Raw genomic sequence first — 11,966 nt, 5'->3', positions numbered from 1 at the left:
GACGCGCCCTTCTACAATCCGCTGATCAAGATCCAGGCGATCGCCACCGGCGCGACGAAGCGGCAGATGAAGGCCCAGAGCGGCGCTAATGGGAATGGTTTCTCGCCCTGGTTCGTGGCCTCCGCGAGAATCTTCGGGTAGACGACCCAGCCGACGAAGATGGATATGAAAAAGCCGCCGATGGGAAGCATCAGATTCGATGACACATAGTCCATCAGGTCGAGGAACGCCTTGCCGCCGATCGTGAACTCGCTCCAAACGCCGAGCGACAACGAGGACGGCACACCGATGGCGAAGATTATGACGCCGAATATTATCGCCGCGCGATGGCGCTCGACGCCGCGCTCGTCGACGAAATAGGCGACGACGACCTGCAGCAGCGAGACCGACGACGTCAGTGCGGCGACGGTCAGCAGCAAGAAGAATAGCACCGCGAACATTTCGCCCAAGGGCATGTGGGCAAAGACCGCCGGCAGGGTGATGAAGGTGAGTCCCGGCCCGGCTCCGGGATCGTAGCCGAAGGCGAAGACGGCCGGCATGATCAGGAGGCCCGCCAAGATCGCCACGGTGGCGTCGAGCGATGTTACCCAAATCGCCGATCCGGGCAGGTTCTCCTTGTGCGACAGATAGGACGCGTAGGTGATCATCGCACCCATGCCGAGCGATAGCGAGAAGAAGGCCTGCGCCAAGGCGGCGTTGAACGTCTCTGCCGTGATCTCGCTGAGGTCGGGCTCGAGATAGAAGGAAAGCCCAGCCGCCGCACCCGGCAGGGTCAGCGAACGCACGATCAGAACGAGCAGCAAGATGAACAGCAAGGGCATCAGGACCTTGCACCAGCGTTCGATGCCGCCATGCACGCCGCCGAGCACCACGCCCACGGTCAGCGCCATGAAAATTGCCTGGTAGACCACCGGTTCCAGCGGGTTGGAGATGAACCCGCCGAAGATATTGCCGAGATGCTCGGGATCGCTCGAGCTGAGCTCGCCGGTGATTGTCTTGACGATATAGGCGATGGTCCACCCGGCGACCACGCCATAGAAAGAGAGGATGATGAATCCCGCGGCGACCCCGAGATAGCCGACGACCGGCCAGGCGCCGCCCTTGAGTTTGGCGAAGGCACCGACCGGATTGCGCTCGGCCGCCCGGCCGACGGCGAATTCGGCGAGCATGATGCTGAGGCCGATCGAAAAGGTGAGGGCGAGGTAGAGAACGAGAAATGCGGCGCCGCCATTGGCGCCGGTCGTGTAAGGGAATTTCCAGATATTGCCCAAGCCGACCGCGGACCCCGCGGCGGCGAGTATGAAGCCGAGCCGTGAGCCGAAATGTTCGCGTCGTGCCGCCATAGCTCGTCTCCCTGTATTATACGGCGTCACATCCACGCGTTCCCCGCAACGAGGCTAGCAGCCCACAGTGAGCTATGGCAATGCTATGAATGCGTTGAATGTCGATTCAGCCTAGGGCGTCATCCGTTAGGCTCACCCACATGCAAGCATTTGAGCCCAAATCAGCGGGTGCGGCGGGACATCCCACCAAGCGAAGCCGATGAGCAGGACGCATTGAGAGCCGGTTTTCTAGGCGCTATGCCTAAATGGAGGGTCGGCCACGGAGAATGCCGCCGCATTCATCGCATGAGTTGTGGCGGATTGGTTCAATCGAAGACTTGGAGGAATTATGAATATCACTAGATTTCTCGGCGTCGCGACATGCGCCGCGGGTCTGACGCTGTCTGCGACTTCGGACGCCGAGATACTCGCAATGATGAACTACGAAACCAAATCGCCGGAATCGCTGAAGGCGCTCAAGAACGCGATCGTCCCCCAGCCGCGCCGCGAAGGGATCGCCATTATCAACGTCGATCCGCAATCCGACAATTTCGGCAACATTCTGATCGATATCCCGCTGCCGGCGGATTTGGTCGCCCACCACCTGTTCTATAACCGGGACTGGTCTAAACTAGTGAGTGGGACTTAACGTGGGGGCAGATCACCATCCCCAAGAGGAGTGAAGGCTATAGGTGGCAGAGTCTTACTCGGCCCGCGGCTGGCCAGCTCCCGCCACTTCCGTGGACTAATTTGTCACCGCCGTTTACATGAAAAGCGTGCGAAATACCGTTGCATTTTCAGAGGAGCATGCAATGAAGACCATAATCGAACCGTTCCGGATCAAGACCGTCGAGCCGATAAGGATGACCACGGTCGAGGAGCGCAGGAAACTCATCCGGAAAGCGGACTACAACCTGTTCTCCCTGAAGTCCGAGGACGTTCTGATCGATCTGCTTACCGATTCAGGGACCTCGGCAATGAGTACCATGCAATGGTCGGCGCTGATGCGGGGTGACGAGTCCTACGCGGGATCACCGTCGTACTACCGCTTCGAAGCAGCGGTAAAGGATCTGATGCCGTTCAAGCACGTGATCCCGACCCACCAGGGACGGGCCGCCGAGCATATTCTTACCTCCATCATCGCCGAGGGGCACGGCGAGGGAAAGATCGTTCCCAATAATACGCATTTCGACACCACGCGGGCCAATTTCGAGGATGCCGGCATTGACGCGCGGGATCTCGTGATCGAAGAAGGGCTGGATCCGGGGCTGGAACATCCGTTCAAGGGCAACATGGATCTCGACAGGCTGGAACGCCTGCTGGCGGCCGAGGCGGACCGCGTCCCGATGATCGAGATAACCATCACCAACAACGCGGGCGGGGGGCAGCCGGTCTCCATGGCCAATATCCGCGGCGCGAAGGCTATCTGCGACAAGTACGACAAGCCGCTGATTATCGACAGCGCACGCTTCGCGGAAAACGCCTACTTCATCAAGCTGCGCGAGGAGGGCTACCAGGACAAACCGGTCAAGGAAATCGTGCGTGAAATGTTTTCCTATGCCGACGGCATGACCATGAGCGCCAAGAAGGACACCTTTTCCAACATGGGCGGCTGGCTGGCACTCAACAACGACGAGTGGGCTGAGCGGGCCCGCACGCGTCTGATCATGACCGAGGGCTTCCCGACCTATGGCGGCCTGTCAGGCCGCGACATGGAGTGCCTGGCCATCGGGTTGCAGGAAATCATCGATGAGGACTATCTGCAGTACCGGATCCGCTCCATCCAGTACATCAACGAAGGGCTGGAGGCACTGGGCGTGCCAGTAATGAAACCCCCGGGCGGCCACGCCATTTTCATCGACGCGAAAAAGATGTTACCGCATATCCCGGCGCTTCAATATCCTGGGCAGTCCCTGGCTGTTGCACTCTACATCCAGGGCGGCATCCGTGCGGTGGAAATCGGGTCCTTCATGTTTGGCCGCCAACCGGACGGCAGTGAACGACCGGCGCCGATGGAACTGGTCAGGCTGGCCATGCCGCGCCGCGTCTACACGCAGGCCCAGGCCGATTACATCGTGGAATGTTTCGAGGAACTGAGGAACAACATCGGCAATGTTCCGGGACTGGAAATTACTTGGGAACCGGCATCGCTGCGGCATTTCACGGCCAACCTGAGGCCGGTTCAAGCAGACCAATGAGACGGATAGGATGATCTTAAGAATGTAGCCGCCTGCGAGCATGAGAATATCGAACCCGACTACGTAGGCAGAGATTTCAGCCCATAACGCGGGAACTGGAAACATTCTCACAATGCCACCTGCGACGATCGACGCCCAAGGCAGATAGCCGCCGATCATATCGGGTTACATTATGGCCGCCGTGGGTGGACGTTCCCTTGGTTTCTTCTGGCGAGCGGTCCTTGATCTTCGATCTCAGTCCAATGAGAAAGACTCGAATACAACCGAAAGGAATAGTGGAACTGGTTAGCGCCCGTATTTGCGTTGGTAGCCCAGCGACAGTGCCAAATGAACTCAGGTCGATTGCGATGGACGGCGATTGTATAGTGCCATATGTCGTGTCAACGCGCAGGCCGCTACAGCTCGCATAGTAAGTCGGCTCATGCATACTCTATCCACTGTCGAAGGCGAGCCTTGTACTGCTCACTTTTGGCCGGAGATGGATCGACGTGCTCGGAATCTTGAACATTCTCAAGATAGGCAATTAAGTTGTCGCAGGTAATCGCCTCGGCACCGTCTGCCTCAATTTCTTCGATGGCTTGCCGCAATTCAGCGGGCAAAGTCCTTAGTGTTCATTTTTCACTTCGGATCCGCTCGCCCTCAGGCTTCCCCATTCCTCGGCTCAATAGCGACAAGCGACCCCAAGAGCGTTCGCCAATTCACGCATTGCTGGTTGCTTATTGGTGGCTTTGGCCTGATTGAATATCTGCACCTAGACCTAACCAATTGATAATAATATTAGAACTCGAGGAAATTTTGGTCGGAGTGAGAGGATTTGAACCTCCGGCCCCCGCCTCCCGAAGACGGTGCTCTACCAGGCTGAGCTACACTCCGACCGGGCCCGGGTTATAGCGCCGCGGCGATGGCGCCGCAAGGCTCGTCACCCCGTCGCGGTGACCGATTGTCGTCGGCCTAATAGGCGCGGTCGATGGAGAAGTCGATGGCGTCGAGCAGCGCCTGTTTGATCTCGCTGTCGGGGAAGATGCCGAGGGCGTCGCGGGCGATGGCGCCGTAATGGGTGGCGCGCTCGACCGTGTCCTTGAGTGCGTTGTGGCCCTCCATCAAGGCGATCGCATGGGCCAAATCGTCCTCGGTCTGGTCGAGGTCCTCGAGAGTCCGCCGCCAAAACTTGCGTTCCTCGTCGCTGCCGCGGCGAAACGCGAGCACCACCGGCAGCGTGATCTTGCCCTCGCGGAAATCGTCGCCGATATCCTTGCCCATCGCCGCCCGCGACGATGAGAAGTCGATGACGTCGTCGATGAGCTGGAACGCGATGCCGAGATTGAGGCCGTAGATTTCGAGTGCTTCCTCTTCGACCTTGGGGCGCTCGGCAACGACCGCGCCGACCCGGCAGGCGGCGGCGAACAGGGTCGCCGTCTTCGCCCTGATGACGTCGAGATAGGCGGCCTCGCTGGTCTCGGTATCGTTGGCGGTGATCATTTGCGCCACTTCGCCTTCGGCGATGATCGCCGACGCGCTCGACAGGATTTCCAAAATCTTGAGCGAGCCGTCCTCGACCATGAGCTGGAACGTGCGGCTGAACAGGAAGTCGCCGACCAGCACGCTGGCCTTGTTGCCCCACACCGCATTGGCCGAGGCGAGACCGCGGCGCAGGTCGCTCTCGTCGACCACATCGTCGTGCAGCAGGGTCGCGGTATGGATGAACTCGACCACCGCGGCGAGGCCGAGATGGCGGTCGCCGTCGTAGCCGCAAAGCCGGGCGGCGGCAATCGTCAGCATCGGCCGCAGGCGCTTGCCGCCGGCGGCGATGATATGACCGGCGAGTTGCGGGATCAGCTCGACCTGGCTGTGCATGCGGCGGAGGATGATTTCGTTGACCCGCACCAGGTCGGCTTCGGTCAACGTGGTCAAAGCGTCCAAGCTGGGCCGCTGGTCCTTATTGCGTTCGCCGTCGAATTTTACGATAACCGCCAAATCCGTATTCCCCGCCTTGACGCGCCGAGCCCTCGCAAGGAGCATAAAGCGTCGCCGTAGTCGGTCAAGCGCCCATCCTCCGTACCGCCACCTGCCGAAAGGGCCCAAATGAAGGAAATTATTCGCGCCAACGATCCTGTCTTGCTGTCCTGGGTCGTCGCCACGCTGTCGGCGGAGAACATCGAGGCCATCGTACTGGACACCCATACCAGCATTCTCGAGGGCAGCGTCAATGCGCTGCCGCGGCGGACCATGGTCGGCGACGACGATTTCACACGAGCCCGGCACATCCTCGAAGACGCTCGCCCCGATGGGCAAGATGTCTAAGCCGGGCGGCGGCCGGCCGGTTCTTACAGAAGATACGCTGATCGGCGGGCGCGTGCGCCTGCGCCAGCCGCGCGATGGCTATCGGGTAGCGATCGACCCGGTCCTGCTGGCGGCGTCGATCGAGGCCGGTGCCGGCGACCGCGTGCTCGATGTCGGTTGCGGCGTCGGTGCCGCCGCGCTGTGCCTGGCTCACCGGGTGCCGGCCTGCCGCGTCACCGGGCTCGAGATCGACCCCGATATTCTCCGCCTCGCCTCCGATAATATTCTGCTGAACAATGCGCGGGACCGCGTCGATGCCGTGCTTGGCGACCTAACGCGGCCGCCGCCCCGCCTGGCGCCGGGCACGTTCGGCCATGTTTTGTCCAATCCGCCCTATCTCGAGGCCGGGAAGGTCACCGCCTCGCCCTATGCCGGGCGCCGCGAGGCCAACGTCGAAGGCGCGGCCGACCTCGAACGATGGCTCCGGTTCTGCATTTTGATGGCGCGGTCGGGCGGCAGCATCACGGTGATCCACCGCGCCGACCGCCTCGACGATCTGCTCGCCGCCATGCACGGGAAACTCGGCGAAATCGTCGTCTTTCCGCTGTGGCCCAAGGCCGCCGCGCCGGCTGCGCGTCGCGTCATCGTGCGCGGTCGAAAGGACATCCGGACGCCGACCCGGCTGGCCGCCGGTTTGGTGCTGCACGATGACGGGGACGGATATACCGCCGCCGCCGCCGCCGTTTTGAGCGACGCCGCCGCGTTGATCCTGTAACGGGCGGAATCGTGGGCGCTTCGTTTCAGGGCCGACAATCGCGCTTTCGCTGCCGAAGTTCCGATCGATGCGCATTGTCATTCTGATCCGCAGCCTCGGCATCGGCGGGGCTGAACGGCAGGTGACCCAGCTCGCCCAGGCCCTAGCCGAATCTGGCTCGCGGGTCACGGTCGTAACGTTCTATCCGGGCGGGCCGTTTTTCACGACGCTTGCGGCATCGGGTATCAAAGTCGTTTCTCTCGACAAAAAGGGGCGCCTCGACGTTATCGGGTTCTCCTTCCGCTTCATTCGCACCATGATCAGAGAAAATCCCACGATCCTCTATACCCATCTCGACGTGCCCAACGTGTTGGGGGCGTTTGTTCGGTGTTTTCGTCCGCGCATGCGGCTGATCTGGGCACTGCTCATTTCGGACATGCCGTCGCGCGCCTATGGCCGGGTTGGCGCCATATTCCGGCGCGCCGAAGGTTGGCTGTCGTTCATGCCGGACGCGATTATTTCAAACTCGTTTGTCGGGCGCGACGACGCCATAAGGCGCGGATTTCCCGCCGATCGAATTAGCGTCGTTCCGAACGGTATCGACACCGACTGGTTTCATCCCGATCGTGACGCCCGATCTCGAACGCGCGCGCAGTGGGACCTGTCCGACGAGGACATCGTTATCGGCGTCGTCGCCCGCCTGGACCCGATGAAGGGCCATGACGTAATTCTGAATGCCGCGGCCCGGCTGATTAGCGGGGAACCGAGGCTACGGTTGGCTTTCGTCGGCGACGGCGACCCCGCCCTCAAGAACAAACTCGCCCACCAAGCCGATGGTCTCGGTGTCACGCCGGCATTGATCTGGGCGGGCCCCCGCGAAGACATGACGGATGTCTACAACGCCTTCGATATCTTCTGCCTGCCGTCGCGCTACGGCGAAGGCATGCCCAATGCGGTGGCCGAGGCGATGGCCTGCGCCTTACCGTGCATTGTTTCGGACGTCGGTGACGCTGCGATGCTTGTTGGTGCGTACGGGGAGGTGACGCCGCCCGGCAATGTCGAGTCGCTGGTCCGCGCTTTTGCTCTCACGCTGGCACTGACGCCGGCTCACAAGGCGGCACGCTCGGCGGGTGCGCGGAGCCGCATCGTCGAACATTTCGGAGGAACTCATCACGGCGCAGCAGGAATCCTCGGAGATCCTGGGCCAAGAGGGGACCGCCGGTGATCGAAGACGAGACGCTGCTACGGCGGCTTTACGAGGCTCAGACCGCGGTCGGACGCGGCATGGCCAACGTGTTCGCGGTCGTCGAATCCTATCCCGAATTGCGCTCCTCCGATCAGTTCCTCGAATTGCAGGCCCAACTCGAAGGTTCCGAAAACCGTATCAACATCACTCGTATGCGGTTCAACGACGCGGTCCGCGACTACAATTCGACCCTGCGCATGTTGCCATGGAATCTCGTCGCTTCCCTCGGCAGCTTCCAGCGCAAGGCCTATTTCAGATCCGAGGAAGAGGCGCGGAATGCGCCGGATCTCGATTTCGATTAGCGTCGCGCTCGGTGCGCTGCTGGCGCTCGCGGCCGTCTTCTGGTGGCTGTGGCCGGCCACGTCATCCGAGCTGATTCGCGACGACGCGGCTCTCATGTCGGCCGATCAACGGGCCCGCGTCGCCGAATATCACGACTACCTGCTCAAGGATCACGATATCGATTATCGGGTCGTCACCGCGAACGGCCTAGGCGATATCAACCGCAGCGCCGTGGCCCATTTCGAGGAACTGGCGGAGACGATCCGAAGCGAGAGCGGCCGCGCGCTGCTGTTGATCGTCGACGCCGATCAGGACGTCCTTCGCTTGGAAATCGGCTATGCGCTGGAAGGCGTGTTTCCGGACGCTTTTGCCGCCTATGTCGAACACCGGCAGATGGTGCCGTTTTTCGAACGCGGCCGGGTCGCCGACGGAATCCTGGCAACCACCGAGCTCGTCATCACCCGCGCCCAGCGTGCCGCCGATAACGCAGGGTTCGAAGGCGAGGCCTGGATAGTCGGCAGCGGTGGTGGCGGTGCGACCACCGCGGCGCGCCTCGGCGCGGGGGCCCGAGCGGCGCCCGAGGATGCGCAGCAGGCTTCGGCCGAGGCGGGGCGAACACCGTCGGCGACGCTTCAGGTCTATTTCGACGCCATGGCGGCGCGCAACGACGACCCCGGCCTCGACATCTACACAGAGGCGACCCGGCGCATGTTGAACGACTGGGTCATGACCCCGGCGCAGATGGACAATGTGGCCCGCATCTACCGGCGCTGTCCGGCCGAAGCGTTGCGTTACTCCGATGACGGCCGTTACGCGGTGGTTCGCTATCCGCCCGGTGAACGCGCATGCGCGCCGTTCTTCTTCGAGCGGGTCGACGATTCCTGGGCGCTCGATCTCACCATGATGCAGCGCGCGATCCGCTTCGGCCGCACCAATGCCTGGCGCTTCGATCTGGACGCCGAACACCCTTACATGTTTGCGTTCGATGACTGGCGTTTCGACCGCCACGGTTTTCCGAAGGCCGCCAATTAGAGCCTCTCAGGAAGCGTCGGACTCCGGTTCCTCGGCCCAGTCGGGATCGCTCGGCGGCAAGGTTCGCCAGGGCGGCACGCCGGCGAGGGTGTTGTCGAAACAGGATCGGTAACCCGTCTGCCACGCCGGCTCATATTCAGGGCTATCGCCGTAGGTCGGCTTGTTGTTGGCGAGACCCCAGTACCAGGTAACGCCGGCATCGGTGTAGCCCGAGTAGCAACCCATCCGCCAGCCCTCGACATAGGCCGGCGAGCCCATGGTTACGGTGTCGGCGCAGCCCGACGATCCAATCAGGGCGGCCAACGCCATCGTGCCGGTGGCTGATTTCCAAGTCTTCATCGCAACCTCACCATCGTGATCTTGCACTGAAAAATTCTTGAAACCGGCATCATTATAGCGCCCGCTCGGCGTAAGAGCGCAAAAGAAATATTGCCGCCATACCTTTGCCCATGGCGCCCCCTATGAGGACCCAGGCGGTGATCATCCTTCCGGCCAAGGTGCCGCGGCGGGGCGCCCTTTCGATCGCCGGGAATTGGGTCGTTCAGGTGTCCGCGGTCGCGTTCTCGAGGCGGAAGGCGGGTGGGTAGCGTACGGTGCCGCTATCGACGGCGAGGGCACCGGAAACCAGTTCGAGGGCCATGAAGGCGGGGCCGGAGAAGGGCGCGCGAAGTCGCTCGGCGGTAATCGCGGAGAAACCGAATCGGGGATAGAAGTCCTCATGGCCGACGACGACGATGGCTTCGATACCGTCTTCCCGGCAGGCCTCGATGCCCCGCTCGACGAGGGCCGAGCCGATACGTTCGCGCTGCCGCTCCGGCAATACCGCCAGCGGCGCCAGCGCGGCGGCGCGGACCGTCCGATGCGCGGTTTCGATTGCCAGGCGGCTGAAGAGTATGTGGCCCACAACTTGATGCCCGTCGACGGCGACCAACGAGACGATCACCAGGCCGTCGGCCCACAGCCGGTCGATAAGCAAGACTTCGTCGCCGCCGCCGAAAGCCAGCCAATTGGCGGCGCGTATGCCGGGGCGGTCGCGCGCCTCTTCTTCGCGATAAGCGACCATCTGCGCCTTATGGCGGGTGTTCGATGAGATTGCAAACGCTGGCGGTGGGTCGTTAACCTGCGGCGTGCGGGGCGGCGTTCTCCACGAAGAGGTACAACAGGATGGCCGCCATCAACGTCGCGGCGAACACCGTGATCGAGACATTCAGCACCCACCCGTACCAGCCGAGTTTGGCGGTCACACCGTTGCGGCGCGTCTTTCCGGCTCTCAAAAAGGGTCCGCCGCTCAGCACCAGCGCCACCAGCAGGCCGCCGAGGATGACGGCGGGATGCCACAATGCATCGAGAACAATGCCGAACGGCCCATCCCAGAACAGGTCGATCGAGCGGTGGATCGGCGTTTCGCCGAGGAGCGAAAAGCTCAGACCATAGGCGAACAGCAGCGCGGCAGGCACGGTGGCGGCCAAGCCGATCGCGGCGTAGGTCCGGTATGTCGGACGTATTCGTAACGGCACAACGATCCTCCCGCGTTCTGCCAAGATTTTCAGGAACGGATTTTAGTGTGTCAAAATTTCGGTCGTTGGAAAAGGGCAAAGAATCACTTATCTAACAGCAATGAAATTCGACGATGTCCTGACCAAGATTCCCCTGAAGCGGTTCCGCGACCCGGCGCCGGTGGTGACGGTGCTGCCGCTCGCCGGCGTCATCGGCAAGATGGGCCTGATGCGCGGCGGGTTGACGTTGACCGGATTGGCCGCCCAGATCGAAGCCGCCTTCAAGCCGCGCAACCTCAAAGCGGTGGCGTTGGCGCTCAACTCACCCGGCGGCTCGCCGGTGCAATCGTCGCTGATCGCCAAGCGCATTCGCGATTTGTCAGAGGAGAAGGAGATCCCGGTGATCGCCTTCGCCGAAGATGTCGCGGCCTCGGGCGGCTATTGGCTGGCCTGTGCGGCGGATGAAATCTACGCCGACATGTCTTCGATCATAGGCTCGATCGGGGTGATCAGCGCTGGCTTCGGCCTCGATGAATGGATCCAATCCCATGGCGTCAGCCGTCGCGTCTATACGGCCGGCGAGCGCAAATCGATCCTCGACCCGTTCAAGCCGGAAAACGCCGAGGATGTCGAGAAGCTCGACGGCCTGCTCAAGGAATTGCATCAGAACTTCCAGGATTTTGTGCGATCGCGGCGGGGCGAACGGCTCAAGGGCGACGACCGGGCGCTGTTCAGCGGCGAGTTCTGGACCGGGCGCACGGCGCTCGATCTGGGGCTCATCGACGGCCTCGGCGATCTCCGCGGCGTGATGCGCGAGCGTTTCGGCGACAGGGTCAAGCTGCGCCGGGTCGGCGGCCGCGAGAGTTGGATCAAGCGTAAGCTTGGCCTGGGCCAGCTCACCGACCCGGATGCCTGGGCGGGGGCGGTTTTTTCGGCGATCGAGGAGCGCGCCCTGTGGCAACGCTACGGGCTCTAGGCGGTCGGACCGGCGGCGCCGTGCTTGACCGCGCATCCGCCGCCACCTAAAAGGCCCCATGTTCGGATTCTCCCTGCCCAAGTTGCTCGTCCTGGTGCTGATCATCGCGGCGATCTGGTACGGCTTCAAATGGATCACCAAGCTCGACCGCGATCGCCGCCGGGCGGTTAAGGAAGAGGGCGCGGCGGAGACCCGCAAGGTCGACGCCGAGGACATGGTCAAGTGCCCGAATTGCGGTACCTTCGTTCCCGCCGGCCGGGACCATAGCTGCGACGCCTAATCCCAGCGCCGCGGCGGGATACCGCGTGCCGAGTGCGCTTGACCGGGTTCTGAGCGGCGGTTATTTTGCGCCGCAACAATTCCAGGGACGCGACCCGACC

At 62.2% G+C, this 11,966-nt stretch carries 13 protein-coding genes, 1 tRNA gene and 1 pseudogene; 9 read left to right on the top strand and 6 right to left on the bottom strand.

The features are described 5' to 3' along the window. Positions 1-11 precede the first annotated feature (11 nt). Entirely contained in the window at positions 12-1,343 is a 1,332-nt protein-coding gene (locus GY791_08805) for a sodium-dependent transporter (GenBank protein ID MCP4328518.1), read from the bottom strand. A 397-nt stretch (positions 1,344-1,740) separates the two neighbouring features. On the opposite strand from GY791_08805, the pseudogene GY791_08800 reads away from it, so the two are divergent. Next, positions 1,741-1,953: pseudogene (locus GY791_08800) on the top strand (hypothetical protein). A gap of 181 nt (positions 1,954-2,134) precedes the next feature. Then, on the top strand, positions 2,135-3,520 hold the full coding sequence (locus tag GY791_08795) for a tryptophanase (GenBank protein MCP4328517.1): 1,386 nt from the start codon (positions 2,135-2,137) through the stop codon (positions 3,518-3,520). 796 nt (positions 3,521-4,316) lie between these two features. On the opposite strand, the gene GY791_08790 is transcribed toward GY791_08795, so the two are convergent. Continuing rightward, positions 4,317-4,393 (bottom strand) — tRNA-Pro (locus GY791_08790). A gap of 78 nt (positions 4,394-4,471) precedes the next feature. Then, positions 4,472-5,494 (bottom strand): polyprenyl synthetase family protein, encoded by a 1,023-nt coding sequence (locus GY791_08785; GenBank protein ID MCP4328516.1) that lies wholly within the window; start codon positions 5,492-5,494, stop codon positions 4,472-4,474. Positions 5,495-5,602: 108 nt separating this feature from the next. On the opposite strand from GY791_08785, the gene GY791_08780 reads away from it, so the two are divergent. The 5 genes from GY791_08780 to GY791_08760 all read left to right on the top strand — a co-directional run bounded on the left by GY791_08780 (position 5,603) and on the right by GY791_08760 (position 9,114). Next, a complete protein-coding gene (locus GY791_08780) occupies positions 5,603-5,821 on the top strand; it encodes a DUF2007 domain-containing protein (GenBank protein MCP4328515.1) in 219 nt (72 codons plus the stop codon). Next, on the top strand, positions 5,814-6,575 hold the full coding sequence (locus GY791_08775) for a methyltransferase (protein ID MCP4328514.1): 762 nt from the start codon (positions 5,814-5,816) through the stop codon (positions 6,573-6,575). The genes GY791_08780 and GY791_08775 overlap by 8 nt, the downstream gene beginning before the upstream one ends. A 67-nt stretch (positions 6,576-6,642) precedes the next feature. Then, entirely contained in the window at positions 6,643-7,779 is a 1,137-nt protein-coding gene (locus tag GY791_08770; GenBank protein ID MCP4328513.1) for a glycosyltransferase, read from the top strand. Then, complete coding sequence (locus GY791_08765) at positions 7,776-8,102, top strand: LemA family protein (protein MCP4328512.1); 327 nt, start codon at positions 7,776-7,778, stop codon at positions 8,100-8,102. The genes GY791_08770 and GY791_08765 overlap by 4 nt, the downstream gene beginning before the upstream one ends. Then, positions 8,077-9,114, top strand: coding sequence for a TPM domain-containing protein (locus GY791_08760; GenBank protein ID MCP4328511.1), 1,038 nt, complete (start codon positions 8,077-8,079; stop codon positions 9,112-9,114). The genes GY791_08765 and GY791_08760 overlap by 26 nt, the downstream gene beginning before the upstream one ends. 6 nt (positions 9,115-9,120) lie before the next feature. Here GY791_08760 and GY791_08755 read toward each other — a convergent pair whose 3' ends face one another. The 3 genes from GY791_08755 to GY791_08745 all read right to left on the bottom strand — a co-directional run bounded on the left by GY791_08755 (position 9,121) and on the right by GY791_08745 (position 10,583). Then, a complete protein-coding gene (locus GY791_08755; protein MCP4328510.1) occupies positions 9,121-9,453 on the bottom strand; it encodes a hypothetical protein in 333 nt (110 codons plus the stop codon). A gap of 202 nt (positions 9,454-9,655) precedes the next feature. Continuing rightward, positions 9,656-10,177 carry an N-acetyltransferase gene (locus GY791_08750; protein ID MCP4328509.1) on the bottom strand — a complete coding sequence of 174 codons (522 nt, stop codon included), beginning with the start codon at positions 10,175-10,177 and terminating at the stop codon, positions 9,656-9,658. A gap of 52 nt (positions 10,178-10,229) precedes the next feature. Next, a complete protein-coding gene (locus GY791_08745; protein ID MCP4328508.1) occupies positions 10,230-10,583 on the bottom strand; it encodes a hypothetical protein in 354 nt (117 codons plus the stop codon). Between the two features lie 148 nt (positions 10,584-10,731). Between GY791_08745 and GY791_08740 the strand changes: the two genes are divergently transcribed. Then, a complete protein-coding gene (locus tag GY791_08740) occupies positions 10,732-11,586 on the top strand; it encodes a S49 family peptidase (protein ID MCP4328507.1) in 855 nt (284 codons plus the stop codon). A gap of 58 nt (positions 11,587-11,644) precedes the next feature. After that, positions 11,645-11,866 carry a twin-arginine translocase TatA/TatE family subunit gene (locus tag GY791_08735; protein MCP4328506.1) on the top strand — a complete coding sequence of 74 codons (222 nt, stop codon included), beginning with the start codon at positions 11,645-11,647 and terminating at the stop codon, positions 11,864-11,866. Positions 11,867-11,966 lie beyond the last annotated feature (100 nt).

This window comes from Alphaproteobacteria bacterium, assembly GCA_024244705.1.
Lineage (GTDB): Bacteria > Pseudomonadota > Alphaproteobacteria > JAAEOK01 > JAAEOK01 > JAAEOK01.
This window is presented reverse-complemented; position numbering and strand designations above follow the sequence as displayed.